An 18,740-nucleotide genomic window follows, 5' to 3' on the forward strand; every position below is an offset into this window, starting at 1 on the left:
GTTTGCCAACGGAGCGATCCCGCCAAAGTTTGTTGTGTGTCCTGGGCGTTCCCTTCCAACCTTCGTATGTGACGTCAGTCGACCGATGAGTCAAATCGCTTCCACAAACCAATCCCAGTTTCAGTCCCAATCCACCGGCACCCTTCCGCGAGCGATCAACGGTATGGGACCGATCATTTTGGAAACCGGGGTGGCGTTCCGCGTCTGGGCACCGAACGCGGACCAAGTTTCCGTCGTCGGTGATTTCAACGACTGGAATCCTGAAGCCAACCCGATGGATCGCGAAGACGGCGGAAACTGGTTGGCGGTCGTCGAGCATGCGAAACCAGGCGATCAATACAAATACGAAATCACCAGCGGCGAACACACGTTTCAACGCGTCGATCCGAGAGTCCGCGAAGTTACCAACAGCGTCGGAAATGGCATCATCCACAGCCCAGACTTTGACTGGCAAGAGGATGCGTTCGCGATGCCGCCTTGGAACGAATTGGTCATCTATGAAACTCATATCGGCACGTTCCATCGAGGCGATCAGAGCGACGTCGGAACGTTCAAGGATTGCGTCAAGAAGTTTGATCACCTACGAAAACTCGGTGTCAACGCTTTGCAGATCATGCCGATTGCGGAGTTCGCCGGCGACCTTTCCTGGGGGTACAACCCGGCTCACCCCTATGCGATCGAATCGGCATATGGTGGACCGAATGGATTCAAGACATTCGTCCGCGAAGCACACAAGTCCGGCTTCGCGGTCATCCTTGATGTCGTGTACAACCACTTCGGCCCCAGCGATCTGGACCTCTGGCAATTCGACGGATGGAGCGAGAACGACAAAGGCGGAATCTATTTTTACAACGATTACCGCAGCAAAACGCCGTGGGGCGATACACGTCCCGACTACGGACGCGGGGAAGTGCGGTCTTACATCCGAGACAACGCGATGATGTGGTTGGAGGATTACCATGTCGATGGGTTGCGTTACGACATGACCCTGTTCATCCGCAGCGTCGACGCGTCCGGCCAACAGGAAATCCCCGAAGGATGGGGGCTGACCCAATGGGTTAATCGCGAGATCCACAAGTTCAAATCGTCCGCCATTACGATCGCCGAAGACCTTCAAGACAATGACTATCTGACCAAGTCCGACGTCGAGGGTGGGGCGGGTTTTTCGACCCAGTGGGATGCAACCTTCGTTCATCCGATCCGCGACGTTTTGACCCAGCCGGACGATGCGGCCCGTGATATGAATAAGGTCTGCGAGGCGCTGAATCAAGCATACAACCAAGACGCGTTTCAGCGAGTGGTGTACACCGAGTCGCATGATGAAGTCGCAAACGGAAAGTCACGCATTCCCAGCGAAGTGGACCAGTCAAATACCGACGCGTGGCATGCACAGAAGCGAGCCACTTTGGGATTGGCCTTGGTTTTGACGGCTCCTGGCATCCCGATGTTGTTTCAAGGTCAAGAGTTTCTCGAAGACGGCTGGTTTCAAGACAACGAAGAACTCGATTGGCAGCAAGCCGACGATCATGCCGGCATCGTCAAGTTGACCGCGAAATTGATTCGGCTTCGTCGAAACCTGGAGGGAACGACCAAAGGTCTGACCGGCCGAGAGATTGACATTTATCATGTCAACCATGAAGGCAAGGTGATTGTGTTCAAACGGTCCTTTGAGGGCGGGCCGGCCGATGATTGCATCGTCATCGCAAACTTTGCGAACCGGCACTACAGCCACTACGACTTCGGTTTGCCGGCCGGCGGAAAATGGCACCGCCGCTGTAGCAGCGACCGGCGGCAGTGGAGTGCTGACTTCGGTGAAAACGCTTCGGGCGACATCGAAGCAATCGACACACCGCATGACGAAATGCCGAAGCGAGGCCGTATCGAGCTGCCGCCGTACACGGTACTGATTTACTCCCAGGACAAATAGGTCTTAAAGCAGTCGATTATGAAGGCGAAGCGTTCTTGCGGACGCTGCATCTGAAGCAATTCCCCTTTCAGCGAACTGGCGATCGGCCAAAGTTCGACCGGGATCATTCGTTGAGATTGTCCTGTAGACGTGAATCCTTCGACCCGGCTTCTGAGTTAAGGTCTGCGTCGGATTTTGGAACGATGTTCGCTTCCAGCTCCGTCATGCTTTGCTGAAGATCTCGCTCGGCTTCGGCGACGATGTCCGCCGCATCTCGTTTTGCGTCCGCGATTTCTTGTTTCGCTTCGCGTCGGGCGTCAGCCACAATTTCGACGGCTTCTTCCTCCGAATTCGCAATGATCTCGGCGGCGTCTTCCCGAGCCTCCGCTAGATTTTCTTGCGCCTGCTCAGCCCGCTCGAGCGGCGTTGTCGGTTCGCTTTGGCAACCACTGACAAACAGAATTCCAATCATCAAACAGTATTTGCGATAAATCATGTCGAATCTCCTGGCTTCATGAGTATCTGGTGTGTTGGGTAGTTGACAGGTTGTTACCAGCGGTTGATCGCGGCAGGGCTTCCCCCCCAACATGACCGAAGGTCCTGCGATGCAAATCCGATGCCGATTGATACGCCACTTGCAGCATGGGATCACCCGAAGAAAGAGGGAATTCGCCCCCTGATTGTCCAAGTATTTATGCAATTCCAAAGTTTTCTTGTAAGGAGACGGCCGGCGTCGTGACCAATCATCATGGTGCGACGATCCAACGAAACCTGGCAATCAGGAAGCGAACCACGAATCAAAGGCCGCTTGTGCTCGACAACGATGCCCGATCGTTATTTTTGAACTGGCTGGAGAATCACAAAGCTTCGGTCATCCAGGTGGCACGCGCCTACACGACCAGCAACGAGGAAAGCCAGGACCTGGCCCAGGAAATCCTGCTGCAAGCATGGCGGTCACTGCCCAAATTCGAGGGCAAGGCCAGTCCGGCGACTTGGTTTTATCGCGTCGCGCTGCACACCGCGATGAACTGGCATCGCAACGATCAACGCCGGCGGGCACACCAACAACCGCTGTTGGAAGTCCAGACATTGCCGTCGGCCGATGCGGATTCTTGCGAGCAAGCGGAGCATCGCGAGACCGTACAGCAACTCTACATCGCGATCCATCAGCTCCCCAAATCTGACGTCGCGTTGGTGCTGCTCTATTTGAACGAATTAACTTACCGCGAAATGGCCGAGGTGTTGGGAATTTCTGAAAGCAATGTTGGCGTCCGGATCAGCCGCGCGAAAAAGGCACTGGTCCAATTGATGAACGTCGAAACCGCGGAGGGCAGACGCGATGGCTGCTGACAAATTTCAACAAGCCTGGAAATCCGAAGCGTCACAGCTGAAGGTGACGATTGACACCGATTTACTGTCGAAACAGGTTCAGCAATCACACGACCGGTTCCGCTCGCTGATTTTCTGGCGAGATGTTCGTGAAGTCGGAGTGTCGCTGGTGATGATTCCGGTTTGGATTGCGATGGGAATCGGTTTGTCGCTGCCGTGGACCTGGTGGTTGACCGTCCCGGCATTGATCTGGGTCGCGGGCTTCATGCTGGTCGATCGCAAGCTGCATCCCCAGACACCGAGCGATCCGGGTGAGCCTCTTTTGTTTTATGCGAAAGAGTCGCTGGCGCAGGTCGAGCATCAGATGGGGTTGCTGCGGAATGTTTTCTGGTGGTACCTGTTTCCGTTCACGATTTCGCTCTCGGCATTCTTCCTTCACATCGCCTGGAACACCTCTGGGACGTGGTGGGGATGTCTTCTGTTCGTCACCCCGTTTTCGCTGTTCCTCTATTTTTCCTACCGTTGGATTTATCGACTGAATCAAACCGCCGTCCGCGAACAACTTCAACCTCGTCGCGACCACCTGCAACGAATCGTCGCGAATCTAGAAAGTAACAATGATGGAGACGCGTCGGAGGTCGACGACCTGGTGGAACTTGTCTCATCGCTTTCGCAGACCGATCAGACATCCGGCTTCGATGCGGACGCGCCTTCATGGTCAGAGAACTGGAACCGCATTGTGCCGTCTTGGTGGATCGCGATGATGATCCTGGCGCCGACGTTGGCCGGGGGATACTGCGGGTACCGGTACGCATTTGCTCAAGCCGGCCCCGTGTTTTTTCAATCCGTCGTCGCAGCCGTGATTCCGTTCGAACTCATGTTCTTTGGCCGCTGCTACTGGGTATCGAGAAAGTACAAAGGGGAACGGGAAAACGGGACGAACGCCACGCGGTTGGGTGCTCCGGCAGTGTTTGTGCTCGCCTTGCTCCTGATCATCTCTGCGTTAGCGGTCGCGGCAATCATTGCTTTCGTTTCCGCGATCTAACCGGAATCTAAGACGATACCGCAGCGGACTTTTTTGCAACTGGCACTGGACGACAAACAGCTGGTGAATTCAATCGTTCCAGTGACTGACGACCGACCGAATTGTTCGATGTCTAATCAACAGGTTCCGGTGTCTATGTGACCGAACGTTCGAATCGTGAAGAATTCATCGAGATTGGGAAAGTGCGACCGACAAACGCTCGCACTCGCCTGCAACAACGGAACACACAGGCCGCTTGAATGCCATCGGCACAGCAGTTGCTACCGACCCACCAGCCGTCACTTTCCTCGGCAAATTCCGTTTTTGCCAAGATCGGGACTTTGACGCAGTTTTCTACACCTCCCAGCTACGGAACCAAACCATGCCTGAGAAAAAACTCAAGAACAAAACTGTCGCGTTTCTCGTCACCGATGGGTTCGAGCAAGTCGAACTCACCCAACCGTGGGAAGCAATCAAGGATGCTGGTGCGACGGTCAAGTTGGTTTCGATCGAGTCCGGCAAAGTGAAGGGTGTCCACCACGAAAAGCAGGGCGACCAATTCGATGTGGACGCAGTGGTCGGCGATGTCAGCGCGTCCGATTTCGATGCGTTGGTGCTGCCCGGTGGCGTTTTCAATCCAGACGCGTTGCGGATGAACGAGGAGGCTGTTGATTTCGTCCGTGACTTTTTCAAGCAACACAAACCGGTCGCCGCAATCTGTCACGGACCATGGACGCTGATCGAAGCCGGCGTGGTCGAAGGCCGTCGGGTGACGTCGTGGCCGAGCTTACGAACCGACCTGCAAAATGCCGGGGCCACTTGGGTTGACGAGCAATGCGTCTGCGACCAGGGACTCGTGACCAGTCGCAATCCAGACGACCTACCGGCGTTTTGCGAAAAGGCAATCGAGGAGATTGCCGAAGGCAAGCACGCGGCGCAGGTCCCGTAATGGAATAGGAGCCATCGTTGTTTGGGTAACGCCGGTCTCTACGGAATTGAGTAAAATGGAAACACGCAGCACCAGCAAGTGAGGCTCGACCTAGGTTACTCTCTCGCTCGCTAGTATTGAACAACGAGCACGGCCTTCCACCTGGCGAGTCATTAGTGAAATCCAGCTCAGAAACTCAACGAGAGATCGGGCTTGCGGTTTCCGTTTTTGGGATTGGGATGACGCTGCTGCTTGCCTTGTATTATTTCGCGCGAGCGCGTCCTGGGATCGACGCAACGTTGGACGGAGTCGAACAGTTTGCGGAGGGAATTGGTTACGAATTTCAAGGCTTACTGATCGTAGCTTGCGGGATCCTGGTGATGGGGTTGACCGGCACAATTGGTCAATACTTGGGAAGCCGCGTTGGAACAGTGTTAATGACCGTCGGACTCATTTCGGCGGTTTGGTCGGTGGCCGTGATCGTGTACGGAGCGTTGACTCGATGAGGTGACGGACGAGGACAAAACTCTTGGCGATTTCCGCCACACCATTGATTCAATCGATCCACTCCGTGCTTCAACGCCGGCCCACTCTGGCGTTTGCTTGCTGCGCTAACGCCGTCTCTCCCAGAGGACGTCGATTGTATCACTGAGCGACTTTTGGTTTAGTACCGCTCAATAGTGATCATCGATCTTCTTAGTTAGCCCAGAAGGCTGTTTCACGATGCAGCGGAATTCATTCCGCTGCACTTGCCCAAAGGGCATACACATCCATAGCCTGGGGTCAGGGAACGAGCGCAGCGAAGTGACCGCAACCCCAGGAAAAAAAGTGGACCTGGGGTTACGCCCGGATTCGCTGGGGCTCATCCGGTCTCACCCCAGGCTAAGTTGTCGATCGCCGTTGGCGAACCGAGCGGCGTGACCTTTGATGACGCACGGAACAAAAGCAACTGAATCCATCAGGAATACAATCGACGTCTCCCGAGGATGACTACCGTGATCGCTTCTCAGGGGCTGTCAGCGGAATTCGTTGCCGGCATGACCAACGTGATGTTGTGCCGGACGAGCTCGTACGCTTCGCCGTCCTCCTCGCCCGGTGTCGGGACCTCGACGCTGCTTCGCAACGTCAATGTCCCTGAAGATGGTCGCTCCAATTCGATCTGTCCATTCGCATCGGTCTTGATGTTCTTGCGAAACCCCTTTGGTCCGCGGACAAACACCATCCGGTCGGGCACCGGCTTGCCTTGCCACAGCAATGTGAATTCGTACCGGTTACCGACATCATGCGGCACGAGATCGAGTTTCATCTGTTCGGCTCGCCCCAACTCGTGCATCGCATCGTGCGATCGGACCGCCAGGTTACGTGCGTAGTAGTGCAACAGCACTTTGGTTTGACCGTACTGATAAACGCCGAACTTCCCATAGGCATCGACGCTGTACTCGTCTGACGTCGGCAAAGCGACACGCATCCAACGGTTGTCGCCCTGCTTGACCTCCTCCGCCTGCACCGCGTCGGGGGCAGGGCGATCGATGGTACGGACCCAGACGTCGCTTTTGCCAAGAAAGTGGTCCAGATAGGATCCGTCGCCGGGTTTCGGGGCTTCCTCGAAATAGATGTTGGTGCCGGATTGGTCGCCCGGATTGCGATCGACCGAAATCCAAAGGTAGTGGGCGTTGACGGTCGCGGTGATGCAAAGCCACACAGTCGCGGTCAGGCAGAAAGAAATACAGCGGTTCACAAGTTTCTTCCGGTTGATGAATCTGGGTTTAGCGATTCAAAAAGGAGGGTCTGTCCGATAGTCATCGACGGCCAATGGTCGTTGCTGGAGATTGTACCGAGCTTCGTACTCGCCGTCCAAATAGGCGGCCGGCGGGGCGGTGTGGGAAGCCGGTGTGCGGCCTGATCTACCTCCTGCAGTTGCCTACGTTCCTTCCACTTGCGTGCCATTTCAGCCTCGGTCGTCTCACCCATCGCCAGATAGGCCGGATCGATCTTCACCCCCAACATGCCCTCGGCCACATGCGGTTAAAACCGGACTTTCGGGTGACGTTCGTCTTCGCTACCCTCGCAGGCGTACTAGGACGGCGAGCAGAACTCCCGTGGATGTGCTGGAGTCACGCGGCATCCGCGACAGAAGTGGTGGATTAGAAATGAAGACTTGGGTGCCGTGGTGTCTATTGTGCCTGCTACCGTCCGTTCTGGGGTGCCGATCCACGGCGCCACCCAGCCCTCCGGTTTCCGAAGTTTTGGCCACAACAGAAGAGATGCACGCCAAGCCGACGACGATTTCGTTTGTTGACAGGCCTGAATTTCAGACCGGGACAGGACCGATGGACTCCGAGACCCCACCGGAGTTTTCGCAGACCGATTCGGGACTGAAGTATCGCGTGCTGCGAAATTCCACCGGCAAAAAACCGACGGCATCCGACACGGTGACCGTTAACTACCGCGGCTGGCTGAACAGCGGAAAGGTGTTCGACAGCTCGTACGAACGTGGCGAACCGACGACCTTTCCGTTAGGCAACGTCATCGCCGGCTGGACCGAAGGCATGCAGCTCGTCGGTGAAGGTGGGATGATCGAATTGTGGGTCCCTTCTCGACTCGGTTACGGCGAACGGGGATCCCCAGGCTCCATCCCTCCCCACTCGCACCTGCACTTCATCGTCGAACTCGTCAGTGTCGACTAGGCTTTGCCGCTTAACCCGGCAAGGGTCGTACGTGGTAGCGGAATTCGCCAAGAATTTCGGCTTTTCCAGTGTGAACTGCTGCGAGTCGAAAGCCTTGGCGGCTTCCGCTACGGGTTTAGGGACAATGCCTCGTGGTCCGCCTCGACGTTAGAGTCGGTTAATTGGTTGCGGACGAAGCGACAAGTCCTCGCGGTGCGCCACCCGAATGGACTCGTCGCCTCTTCCACTACGCGAAAACCAAGCGACGGGTAAAACGATCGCGACATGAAATTGTTTTGCCCCCATCGTTTTGCCCTCCCACGCGGGATCGTATCACGATCTTGCGATAGGACCAAGACACCCTCTGCGTCCGATCGACCACGACCCGATACCACATCGATGGGCGCATGAAAAAACCCACGGTCACTTTTAACGGCGACCGTGGGCATCAAGTTGCGGGAGCCGGATTCGAACCGACGACCTCGAGGTTATGAGCCTCGCGAGCTACCGGGCTGCTCCATCCCGCACCGAAGTTATCGTCGATCGACTCGCCGGCGCCTAGCCGTTTCGATTCGAAAGTGAAATTTTCTTGAAGATGAAACACGCATGCCGCGTGTCGGGGTCGAAAGATTTTGGAGGTAGGAAAATTTGCCCCATCGAAGGGATGGGGGATCTCACCAACTTCTTACCCCCGACATCTTCTTACCAGTTTTCAGAAGCGCGGGACCACTTGCGCGAACCAGACGATGTCGCTTGTGTTTCGTCGCGAGATCGCTTCTGTGAGTCGACAACCCGTCGCGGAACGCATGCTGCTGAATTCTGCATAACCGCGAAATGCCGATTCGTGCGCAGCCCGGGGAGCAACATGGGAACAAATGAATTTGACAGGCCGGAAGCCTCTCCCACGGGTACGGCCGGCTCGCTTACCGGCCTGTTGATTGAGTCACAACCGAAACAATCGTGAGCCGATGGCGCTTGCTACGGGTCCCCAGAGGCAAGGTTGTCACCGCTGGGCCCGCGGCTAGCGCCGTCGGCTCACTAAATCAACAGGCCGTGACGCGTCCCGCTGGCATTTGGTGTGGTGAGAAATTACTGGAAGACTTCGACGGGAAGCGTGAAGACTTTGCCGTCGCCGATCCGTCCGCTTCGCGCTGCCGCGACGACCTTCTCTAACGTCTCTTCGTAACGCGAGTCGTCGACCCACATCGTGATTTCGACTTTGGGAAGAAACGCTTCGGAGAATTCGGTTTCCTGGTACTCGTCTAAATAACTTTTTTGACGTCCGTACCCTTTGACTTCACTGACCGTGATCGCTTCCAGCGGTGCCCGTTTGAGCGTCTCTAAAACTCGCTCGGCCAGATGGGGACGAACGACGGCGATGATTTGTCTCACGTGATTCCCCACTGACTCTTTTTCGTCGCGATGAACTCCGCCAACCGATTCTCCTGGATCGCTTCGCGTGCCCCGCGCATGACTTTCTGGTAGTACGTCAAATTATGCAACGACAGCAACGTCGGCCCCAACATTTCACCGGCGATGAACAGGTGACGCAAGTAGCCGCGACTGTGGCGGGTGCAGGTCAAACAGTCACAGGATTCATCCAACGGCGACGTGTCGGTCTTGTGCTTGGCGTTCCGTATTTTAATCGGTCCGGAGTCGGTAAAGGCGAAACCGTTGCGGCCATTTCGCGTCGGCATCACACAATCAAACAGATCGATCCCCCGGACGACGCTTTCCAAAAGGTCGATCGGGCGGCCGACCCCCATCAGATAGCGGGGCTTTTCGGCCGGCAACTCAGGCGTGGTCGCCGCGGTGATCCGGTACATCTCGTCCGGCGTTTCGCCGACGCTTAATCCGCCCACCGCGTAGCCTTCGAAATCCATCGCCGCCAATTCACGGGCGCACTGCACGCGAAGATCGACATCCAGGCCGCCTTGAACGATGGCAAACTTGGCCTGATCGTCGCGGCTGGCGTATTCCAGACAACGCTTGGCCCAGCGAATCGACCGCTCCATCGCCTGCTGAACCTCGCCTCGCTCGGCGGGCAGCGCGACGACGTGATCCAGCACCATCGCGACGTCGCTGCCGAGCGATTCTTGGATTTCGATCGAATGCTCGGGCGTCAGGTCGATCAGCGCACCATCGATGTGGCTACGAAAGACCACGCTGTGTTCGGAGATCTTGTTGATCCCTTTCAGGCTGAAAACCTGAAACCCGCCGCTGTCGGTCAAAATCGGACCTTCCCATCCCGACATGGCGTGCAGGCCCCCGAGCGCGCGAACGGTCTGGTGCCCCGGACGTAACCCCAGGTGGTACGTGTTGCCCAAAATCATGTGCGCCCCGGTCGACGCGACATGATCGATCGTCAGCCCCTTGACCGTTCCCTGTGTTCCGACGGGCATGAACCCCGGAGTTTCCACCGGACCGTGCGGTGTGGTGAACGTTCCGCGACGCGCCCCCGTTTCGGCGTCGGTGTGATGGAGCTGGAATCGGAAAGTCATCGGGCGTAGAGAGATCGAGAAAGTCGGCCCGTGAATCGGCGGCGTCTGGGAAAGGGGATGATCGAGCGTAAGACGAACGCTCCCGGTCGTCGAGGACGACCGGACGACGGCCCGGAAGGGCCATCGTACGGGTTCACCACAAGGGCCGTCGTGCGTCCTGTTGCGATCAGTCGCCGCGAAGCTTCAGTCCCAGGTCGGTCAGTTTTTCGCGGACTTCGGTCAGACTGGTGACGCCGAAGTTCTTGCACTCCAGCAATTCGTCGCCGGTCTTGCGAAGCAGTTCGCCGATCGAGTTGAGCTGCAACCGCGCCATGCACTTGCGGGCTCGAACCGACAGGTTCAGATCGGAGATCGGACGCTCCAGCATCGCCTGTTCGTCGGGCGACAAGTGGCTGGTGTCGACCGGCGGCTCGGGAGCCTTTTTCTCGTGCGCGAATTGCCCGAGCTTCAGCCCCTTGCTGACCAGCATTTCGCGAATTTCGATCAAACTGGTTTCGCCGAAGTTCTTGCTGGACAGCAATTCGGACTCGCTGGTGCGGGTCAAATCGCCGATCGTTTCGATGCCCATTTTGGCCAGACAGTTACGGCTTCGAACGCTCAGTTCAAAGTTGGCGACGGGCATGTTCAGCGTTTGCGCCAAGCGGTCGTTACGACGCTGCATTTCTTCGTCGTACAGCATGTTGCCGTTTGCCGACGCGTCTTTCATGTACAGCCGCGTTCGCTCGTCGTCCGGGTGGGCGTCCAGGATGCGTTTGTAGCACATCTGGGCTTTGTCGAACTCGTTTCGATCTTCGTAAATCAGCCCCAGGTTGATCAGGGCGCCGACGCCGGTGGGGAACGCCTTGGCAGCTCGTTCGTACAATCGCAGAGCTTCTTCGTCGTTGCCCATGCGGTCGTTTTCCCAGGCCAGCCCGAACAGGGCACCGGCATGGTTTTCATCGGTCTGAACGGCACGCTGATACAGCGTGATCGCTTCGTCGCGGCGTCCACCGACGGCGGCGACGGTCGCGGCCCGCTGATACATGTATTCGGCGGTTTGCTCGGCGGGACCGAAGATGTCGTCCAGCAACAACATCGCTTTGTCGATCCGTCCGCTGTAGCGGTTCGATTCGGCGATGAAGATCTTGCACTGGTCTTCGTTGTAACCGGCGCGCTGGGCTTGTTCGTAGGTGTCGATCGCGGCGTCGAAGTCCTTCAGTTCGAACAGCGACCGTGCGCAGTAGAACAGAGCCGTCGCGCTTCCGTCGGCAGCCCGCAGGGTCTGCAACGCGTCGGAGAAGTGGCCGAGCAAAAACTGGCACACGCCCATTTTCGTCTTGCCGGCGGGGGTCAGTGCCGGATCATCTTCCATCTCATTGACAGCATCGCGGAGCTCGGCGAAATGGCCGTAGTTCTCTGCGATCATTTGCCGAATCTCGGCGACATCATTCGGTCCGAACGAGTTGTTCGACAAAATGAGTTCTTTCAAGTCGACGACGTCCAGTTCGACTTCGTTCATCGAGTTCAGTTCTCCTGCTCACGCCTGCGAGCGTTTGTTGTATCGTTCCGCCGGTCCAGTAATCGTCTCGCGTCGCATCAGCTTCGCCCGAGAGCAGCCTGGCCGACCTTTTGATGCTGAGCGGCGACGGGATCCCGCCCAGGATTTGAAATTTTTAGCGAAAAAAATATTTTTTGTCGAGTCGTGGCACGGCAATCGCTCGCTAAAAAGCCCGCTACTGGGGCGTTTTTTGACCTTTGTCCCGAAATTTTCTAGGAAAAATCGGGAGAACGTTGGAAGCGGCACGACTCCAAAGGGCTGGTCCCGGTTACTCACAAAGAGGGGGGCTGGGCTGGGAATCAAGGGACTCGAAAGTGCCCACCGATAGCAGCGCGAACCCACGGATGTGATACGGCCTGGGATCCGTGGGTTCGCGCTGCTATCCGCGGGCAATCCACTTCCAGATGGTTGTCGGCGTTCGAGGTCGAATTCGTTGGGTCCCGTCGCGGCGTTCGCAGAATCGACGCCGCTCTCTTTCGATCGATACCAATCGGCGCAACTTTGATTGCAGATCGGCTCTGCCGTGGCCGAAGAACGTAGTTGGGCCGCTGGATCGGGACGAGATTATTCCGACCGCCGCGGGTGAGATGTGCCCTGGTGTGTCGAGCCTTGGTGAGGTAACTTTCACACTCGGACGCAAGTCACGGCGAGTGATCTCCACAAGCGTCCCGATCACGCATGCCGACGTAGCTCAGCTGGTAGAGCAATTCATTCGTAATGAATAGGTCAGGGGTTCGAATCTCCTCGTCGGCTCTTCTTCTTTCTCAGGTCGTGTACTCGCTGTTGAAGCGAACGTATTCGACCGTCAGGTCGCTGGCCCAGTGAACGGCGGTGCCGGGGCCGTTTCCGACGAACAGGTCCAAGTCGACGTCTTTTTTCGCCTTGATCGCCTTGCTGACTTCGGCGGCATCAAAATCGGTCGGCACGCCGTTGTGGTAAATCTCGGTACCGGCAAGCTTGAGCGACGTTTGCTGGGGGTTGATCTTTGCATTGGCATAACCGGCGGCGGAAACGATCCGTCCCCAGTTGGGGTCGCCGCCAGAGATCGCCGTTTTGACCAGCGGGCTGGCGCCGATCGTCCGCGCGATCGTCGCGGCACTCTCGTCGTCTTCGGCGCCGACCACACGGATTTTCATGACATGGGTCGCGCCCTCGCCGTCGGCGACCAATTCCCGTGCCAAACGACACGACACGTCGGTCAACGCGCGGACGAATTCTTTTTCGTTGGAATCATCGATGCGGACATTGCTGGCACCGCTGGAGAGCAACAGCAGCGTGTCGTTGGTGCTGGTGTGACCATCAACGCTGACGCAGTTAAAACTTTTCGCTGCCACCTCGCGGAGGATGCGTTGGGATTGCTGGGGGTCGAGTTGGGCGTCGGTCATGACGACGGCCAGCATGGTGGCCAGATTTGGCGAGATCATGCCGGCCCCCTTGGCCATCGCCGCGATCCGGATGGATTGCCCGCCGACGGTGACTTCGCGAAAATCCGCCTTTCGTCCGACGTCCGTGGTTAAAATCGCATCGGCTGCGGCGTGGAAATCATCGATGCTTCGCCCAAGTTTTGCGACCGTTTGATCGATCCCAGCATTGACCCGATCCATCGGCATTTTCTTTCCGATGATCCCGGTGCTCATCACCAGCACTTCGGCTTCGGTCGCACCAATCGCGTCGGCGACGTGGCGACACATTTCCGCGGCGTCCAGGTGACCTTGTCGGCCGGTGCATGCATTCGCGTTTCCACTGTTGGTGACGACGGCACGAATTCGATGCGAGGGCGTCAGACTGCGACAGATCTCGACCGGCGCGGCAACCACTTGGTTTTGGGTATAAACCCCTGAAGCGACCAAGCGATGGTCCCCGACGATCAGCGACAGGTCTGGTTTCCCGCTCGGCTTGATCCCGCAGGCGACGCCGGCAAATCGGAAACCAGCGGGAAGGTCAGATGAAGTCATAGAGCAGTTTGCGGAAAAGGAAGGGGGCGGGCAGAAGGAGCGGAGCACGTGCGGTAGCAAAAGTCGCCAAGACCTTCGACAATGATCGACAAACACCGCCGCCTGATTCTACGGTTTGACCGACCGTCACAATAGACCGACACAAGATCCACCATTCGGATGTCGAGAACGTCTTGAAACACCCCACTCCAGTGACCGAAACAAGCGTCCCAGTCGGGCCGGAATCGCAACTGCGTCCGAACGACGCACCGGAGACATCCGCCACCGTCGCCCCGGTGGTGGTGTGCGAAAAACTGTCAAAGAACTACGGCGGATTCCAGGCCCTGGCCGACTGCGATCTGCATGTCAACGCGGGCGACATCTTTGGATTGCTGGGGCCCAACGGAGCCGGCAAAACAACCCTGATCCGGTCGTTGCTGGGATACTTGCAGATCAGCGGCGGCAAAGCGAGCGTCTGCGGCGCGGACCCTCGAATTGATCCCGTCCGCGTGCGTCAAAACGTGTCTTACCTGCCGGGCGACGCACGGCTGCCACGGCATCTGCGGGGAGACGGGGTGCTGAGATTCTTTGCCGACATCCACCCCCGCGGCGATCTGGCACGCAGCCGTAAGATCGCCGATGCACTGGAACTGGACACGCGTCGACATGTCGGAATGATGTCGACCGGAATGCGGCAGAAACTGGCCTTGGCCGTCGTCCTGGCTCCGGCGACCGAGTTGTTGATCCTGGACGAACCGACGGCGAATTTGGATCCGACGGTCCGCGGCACGGTGTTGGAACTGGTCGCCCAGGCCCATCGCGAAGGCCGCACCGTGATGTTTTCCTCGCACGTGTTGAGCGAGATCGAAGACACCTGCAACCGTGTCGCATTTCTGCGCCGAGGACGAATGGCGTTGGAGTTGCAGATGGCGGAACTGTTTCAGCGACATCGTGTGTGGGCGGATTTACCGGCCGGAGAATCCTTTGACCAGCCTGCCGTCGCGGCCAGCATCCCGGCAGCCTTCCGGAAACGAATCAAGATCACCCAAGTCGATTCGGTGACCAGCGGCGGCGCGGCTTCCGTCCGCATCGACACGGCCGGCGACTTGGCCCCGATGCTGCCCTGGATCACTTCGCTGGGATTGCACCGAATGCGAATCGAACCGTTGGGGCTGAGGGCGATCTACGACTCGGTGCATCACGACACGCTGGAAGACCCACGCGACCACGAGTTGTCACCCGACGACGAAATCGCCGATCACATCAGCAGCGGGGTGTCGGTATGATTCATCGAATTTTACTACGCAGCTACATCAGCCAGGCGTCGCTGTTGTTTGTCTCCCTCGGTGTGGCCTTGTTCGCGTTCGCCTGGGTCCGTGTCTGGGTGGTCAGTTTGCTGGACATGGGACAGTTTCAGACCATCTTGGAACAATTCCGCGAGTTCGAAAAGCTTTCGCCGATCAGTTTCGATTCGCTGTTCACGTACCAAGGCCGTGTGGGGCTGACGTATGACGAACCGATCATCATTTTGTGCACGGTGATCTGGTGCTTGTCACGGGGCAGCGATGTGGTCAGCGGAGAAATCGGCCGCGGGACAATGGAAATGCTGTTGGCCCAACCGATCAGCCGCGCCCAACTGTTGTGGTCTCATGCGACCGTGGCCGTCGGCGGTCTGGCGTTGTTGTGCGCTCTGGTGTGGTTGGGGATCTATGTGGGTGTGTCGGTGACGACCGTCGACGAAACGCTTCCACCGCCCAGTGTTGAAGTGCCGCTGTTCGGTTGGACGATCCCGATCCAAATCAGCGAACCGCAAGTCGAATCGTTTCCTCTTTCCGAGCGAGTCGATTCACGCGCGTTCGCCGCTCCGACGTTCAACCTGTTCGCGTTCGGATTCTTCTTGCTGGGGCTTTCCACTTTCTTCAGCAGCATCGATCGCTATCGCTGGCGGACGATCGGATTGGTGATGGCGATTTATGTCGTGCAGTTGGTGATGTTCGGCTTGGGTAAGGCGGCCGAATCGCTGGATTGGTTGCAAGGGCTGTCGTTCTTCAACTGCTATCGGCCGCAAAAGCTGGCCGCTCTGGTCGCCGAAGACGGCTTGTCCGCCCCCTGGGGCTGGTCGACCGCGATGCCCGATTCGATGTTCCCACCGTTGGTTTACCCGATGACGCTGATTGTCTTGGGAGCGATCGGCTACGGGCTTGCGGCCCGGCAGTTTGGAAAACGGGATCTGCCGGCGCCGCTGTAGGTTTCAGGCCCGCTGCTCTTTTAGGCAACTTGAAACTTACATGATCACCCCTGCTTTTTGAGTTCTAGCAATTCTTTCCGCTCCGGCAGATTTTTGTAGAACGGATCCAAGGGGTAGCAGCCGCTGATGATGCCTTTCCGCGGCGCGGTGGTGCAGTCGCTGAAGGTGCGGCAGACTTTTTTTCGCGCCAACTGGTTTCCTTCCAACACATCGGCGGGCAGGTCAGGGTAGGAGAGCACCATGCGTCCGAGCCCGATGGAATCGGCCAGTCCGTCTTGAACCACCGCTTGGGCGACGTTGGGAAGCCAGTCTTGCAGGTAGGTGTAACCGGATCCGACGACAAACATTTCCGGAAAGCGTTTCTTCAATTCCGCCGTCGCTTCGATTTGCCGATCGACGCCGATCAGCGGGTCTTCGGGCGGGTCATACCCGTCACTGGGTGGGAAGAACGCCGGTCGCTGCAAGTGCGGGGTGTAGTAGGGACTGCCGGCCGTCGTGCAAATCAGCTTCATGCCCAGCGACTGCATCAATGAAAGAAACTGAATCGGTTCGTCCAACACCACCGCATCGCCGCGTGAATTGGAACCGAACACGAGTCGTGGATCTCCGGCCGGATCCGGTTCACCGACTCCGGAGTCCGATTTGCGATAGGGCAGAAAATCAAAAATACTCAAGCGGACCCCGAGTTCCAACTCGGGTGCTTCGGCGCGAATCCCCGCGACGATCTCGCGCAAGAAACGTGTTCGATTTTCAAAGCTGCCGCCGAATTCCCCCGGCCGATCGACTCCGCTCAGCAGTTCATGCCCCAGGTAACCGTGGCAATGTTTGATATCGACGAACTGAAAGCCCAGCTTGGCCGATCGACGGGCGGCGACCACAAAGTCATCGATCAGCGTTTTTAATTCGTCGTCGCTGATGACGCCCGAATCGTCGTTGATGTCCAGCCGAGGATCGAGCGCCGGATTGCGTTGTGCGGCGCGCGGTTCGGCCTTCGTCTTTTGGTTCGGTCGGGCGAAGCGTCCCGAGTGGGTCAATTGCAATCCGACCACCAGATCGTCGGTGTTGCCGAAGCGATCGGCGTGCGATTGGATCAATAGGTCGCGCAGTTCACCGATTTCGGAAAGGTTGTTTTCGGTCAAGCACAATTGATTGGGGTTGGCGCGGCCGTCGTGCCGCACCGCGACGGCTTCGCCGCCCCACATCAGCTTTGCGCCACTGATTCCAAAATGTCTCCAACGGCGCCGGGTCAAATCCGTCGGTTTACCGTCGGTCGTGCCATCCCAGCCTTCCATCGGCAAGATGCAGAACCGATTGCCGATCGTCAATTCACCGACCTTCGCCGCTCGCGACAACGGTGAAGCCGTTCCCGTCGTGACGTCTTCGTCGGCGGGAAGTTGCAATCCGAGCTCTCGGAGTCGGGATTGGAATTCGTCAAACGTTTTGAGGCTGGCGACGCGTGGAAAAGTAGGCATGGCAGAACGGTGGCGGTGATGATGTCGGGAGAGACGCAAGCGTGAACAGGAGATCGAGCGACACGTGTGGACGACGATCCATTCACGCCGTCGTTTGCAGTGGCTGTGCGGCGCGGTCGAGCAACGTTTCCAAGTCGCGGGCGATGTGACCGAGGACTTCCCGATCGCTATCCGGCCGGGTCGGTGAACCGGGATAGGTGTGGTCGGTCTGGATCTGTTCACGCAATTTCAAGAACATCGCCGCGTCGTGCTTGTAGGCCGGCACGGGGGGCCGAAACGCGAACGCGCCCAGGTACTGCAACAAGTCGTTCAACTGGTAGAAGCCTTCGTCACCGTTTTCCCACATCGCGTCGCGGGCGGCAAAGGCATCCGGCGCGAAGGTGCTCAGCCCGAGCAGATAGTCGCTGCCGTACATCACCATGTCGATCGCCAGATCGTTGCCCGTCATGACTTTGAACTCCGGGCGGGTCTTGTCACGCAGCTGCAAACGCTGCCATTCCAACACCCGATCGAGCGAAGAGTGTTTGGCCCCCAAGCAGTTCGGAATCCGCATCAGTTGTTCATAGACACCGAGCGAGTAGATGGCTCCGAACGGGGCGAACACGGTTGCCAATTCAAACGCATAAAATGAATCGCACGCCGACGAGAGCGTTTGGTAGTGCGACACGATCTGTTCGTCGCTTCCTTGGGTCAGCCCGTAGGACTGGAAAAAGATCGGTGTGCCGCCGTGCGACTGGATTTGGTCGATGCCGATTCGGTACGCGTCCGCCTGGAACGTGTCACCGGGGCGATCGGCAACAAAGGCTCCGGCCACATAATCTCGCCCCCCGGCGATCGCTTGGGTGCGTTGGAGCGCCTGCACCCGAGTCGGATCGTCGATCAGGTTTCCGTAGCCCGTGTCCATGTTGATCGCGGGCGCCAGCCCGGCGTCGTAGGTCCGCGTGACATGGGCGTCGAACGCCTGCCAATCGACCGAGTGGTCGGCCAGCAACGGCAGCAGGATCGCGGAAACCCCGGTGATCTTTCGACCGGGTTTGAGCATCTTGATCGGATCAATCGATTCCACTTCATTCATCGGGATGGCCAGTTGCGTTTCGGGCAAATTTGAACTCAGATCGACAGAGGATAGAGGATTTCAATGCCGCTGTCTTCGAAAATCGGTTACGCCGGCCTTGGCAAATCGGGCATCCCGAGT

General features: G+C 57.7%; 16 protein-coding genes and 2 tRNA genes. 9 read left to right on the forward strand and 9 right to left on the reverse strand.

Annotated features, from left to right (window positions below):
• Positions 1-85: 85 nt before the first annotated feature.
• The gene (locus Mal15_RS16065; RefSeq protein ID WP_147868697.1) at positions 86-1,927 is read left to right on the forward strand and encodes an alpha-amylase family glycosyl hydrolase; all 1,842 of its coding nucleotides are present in this window, start codon (positions 86-88) and stop codon (positions 1,925-1,927) included.
• Between the two features lie 103 nt (positions 1,928-2,030).
• On the opposite strand, the gene Mal15_RS16070 is transcribed toward Mal15_RS16065, so the two are convergent.
• Positions 2,031-2,612: an ATP synthase F0 subunit B gene (locus tag Mal15_RS16070; RefSeq protein WP_167546852.1), complete on the reverse strand. Its 582-nt coding sequence runs from the start codon at positions 2,610-2,612 to the stop codon at positions 2,031-2,033.
• A 29-nt stretch (positions 2,613-2,641) separates the two neighbouring features.
• On the opposite strand from Mal15_RS16070, the gene Mal15_RS16075 reads away from it, so the two are divergent.
• The 4 genes from Mal15_RS16075 to Mal15_RS16090 all read left to right on the forward strand — a co-directional run bounded on the left by Mal15_RS16075 (position 2,642) and on the right by Mal15_RS16090 (position 5,693).
• On the forward strand, positions 2,642-3,256 hold the full coding sequence (locus Mal15_RS16075) for an RNA polymerase sigma factor (RefSeq protein WP_233903486.1): 615 nt from the start codon (positions 2,642-2,644) through the stop codon (positions 3,254-3,256).
• Positions 3,246-4,280 carry a hypothetical protein gene (locus tag Mal15_RS16080; RefSeq protein WP_233903487.1) on the forward strand — a complete coding sequence of 345 codons (1,035 nt, stop codon included), beginning with the start codon at positions 3,246-3,248 and terminating at the stop codon, positions 4,278-4,280. The genes Mal15_RS16075 and Mal15_RS16080 overlap by 11 nt, the downstream gene beginning before the upstream one ends.
• Positions 4,281-4,641: 361 nt before the next feature.
• Positions 4,642-5,208, forward strand: coding sequence for a type 1 glutamine amidotransferase domain-containing protein (locus tag Mal15_RS16085; protein WP_147868700.1), 567 nt, complete (start codon positions 4,642-4,644; stop codon positions 5,206-5,208).
• Positions 5,209-5,324: 116 nt separating this feature from the next.
• A complete protein-coding gene (locus Mal15_RS16090) occupies positions 5,325-5,693 on the forward strand; it encodes a hypothetical protein (protein WP_147868701.1) in 369 nt (122 codons plus the stop codon).
• A 500-nt stretch (positions 5,694-6,193) separates the two neighbouring features.
• Here Mal15_RS16090 and Mal15_RS16095 read toward each other — a convergent pair whose 3' ends face one another.
• On the reverse strand, positions 6,194-6,925 hold the full coding sequence (locus Mal15_RS16095; RefSeq protein ID WP_233903488.1) for a DUF4198 domain-containing protein: 732 nt from the start codon (positions 6,923-6,925) through the stop codon (positions 6,194-6,196).
• 592 nt (positions 6,926-7,517) lie between these two features.
• Between Mal15_RS16095 and Mal15_RS16100 the strand changes: the two genes are divergently transcribed.
• Positions 7,518-7,874: an FKBP-type peptidyl-prolyl cis-trans isomerase gene (locus Mal15_RS16100; RefSeq protein WP_390623520.1), complete on the forward strand. Its 357-nt coding sequence runs from the start codon at positions 7,518-7,520 to the stop codon at positions 7,872-7,874.
• Between the two features lie 432 nt (positions 7,875-8,306).
• Here the strand turns inward: Mal15_RS16100 and Mal15_RS16105 are convergent.
• From Mal15_RS16105 to Mal15_RS16120, 4 genes are all read right to left on the reverse strand, one after another.
• Positions 8,307-8,380, reverse strand: a tRNA-Met gene (locus tag Mal15_RS16105).
• A 562-nt stretch (positions 8,381-8,942) separates the two neighbouring features.
• Entirely contained in the window at positions 8,943-9,245 is a 303-nt protein-coding gene (locus tag Mal15_RS16110; RefSeq protein ID WP_147868703.1) for a P-II family nitrogen regulator, read from the reverse strand.
• Positions 9,242-10,354 (reverse strand): tRNA guanosine(34) transglycosylase Tgt, encoded by a 1,113-nt coding sequence (gene tgt / locus Mal15_RS16115; protein ID WP_147868704.1) that lies wholly within the window; start codon positions 10,352-10,354, stop codon positions 9,242-9,244. Before tgt ends, Mal15_RS16110 begins: the two co-directional genes overlap by 4 nt.
• Before the next feature lie 166 nt (positions 10,355-10,520).
• On the reverse strand, positions 10,521-11,852 hold the full coding sequence (locus Mal15_RS16120; RefSeq protein ID WP_147868705.1) for a tetratricopeptide repeat protein: 1,332 nt from the start codon (positions 11,850-11,852) through the stop codon (positions 10,521-10,523).
• Positions 11,853-12,571: 719 nt separating this feature from the next.
• On the opposite strand from Mal15_RS16120, the gene Mal15_RS16125 reads away from it, so the two are divergent.
• A tRNA-Thr gene (locus tag Mal15_RS16125) sits at positions 12,572-12,644 on the forward strand.
• Positions 12,645-12,655: 11 nt separating this feature from the next.
• Here the strand turns inward: Mal15_RS16125 and argJ are convergent.
• Positions 12,656-13,846, reverse strand: a complete 1,191-nt coding sequence (gene argJ, locus Mal15_RS16130; RefSeq protein WP_147868706.1) for a bifunctional glutamate N-acetyltransferase/amino-acid acetyltransferase ArgJ — start codon at positions 13,844-13,846, stop codon at positions 12,656-12,658.
• A 191-nt stretch (positions 13,847-14,037) separates the two neighbouring features.
• On the opposite strand from argJ, the gene Mal15_RS16135 reads away from it, so the two are divergent.
• A complete protein-coding gene (locus tag Mal15_RS16135; protein ID WP_315854295.1) occupies positions 14,038-15,111 on the forward strand; it encodes an ABC transporter ATP-binding protein in 1,074 nt (357 codons plus the stop codon).
• A complete protein-coding gene (locus Mal15_RS16140; RefSeq protein ID WP_147868707.1) occupies positions 15,108-16,073 on the forward strand; it encodes an ABC transporter permease subunit in 966 nt (321 codons plus the stop codon). The genes Mal15_RS16135 and Mal15_RS16140 overlap by 4 nt, the downstream gene beginning before the upstream one ends.
• A 44-nt stretch (positions 16,074-16,117) precedes the next feature.
• On the opposite strand, the gene Mal15_RS16145 is transcribed toward Mal15_RS16140, so the two are convergent.
• A complete protein-coding gene (locus tag Mal15_RS16145; RefSeq protein WP_147868708.1) occupies positions 16,118-17,545 on the reverse strand; it encodes an oxidoreductase in 1,428 nt (475 codons plus the stop codon).
• Between the two features lie 82 nt (positions 17,546-17,627).
• The gene (locus tag Mal15_RS16150; protein WP_147868709.1) at positions 17,628-18,620 is read right to left on the reverse strand and encodes a dihydrodipicolinate synthase family protein; all 993 of its coding nucleotides are present in this window, start codon (positions 18,618-18,620) and stop codon (positions 17,628-17,630) included.
• Positions 18,621-18,740 lie beyond the last annotated feature (120 nt).

The sequence above is a fragment of the Stieleria maiorica genome (assembly GCF_008035925.1).
GTDB classification, from domain to species: Bacteria; Planctomycetota; Planctomycetia; order Pirellulales; family Pirellulaceae; genus Stieleria; species Stieleria maiorica.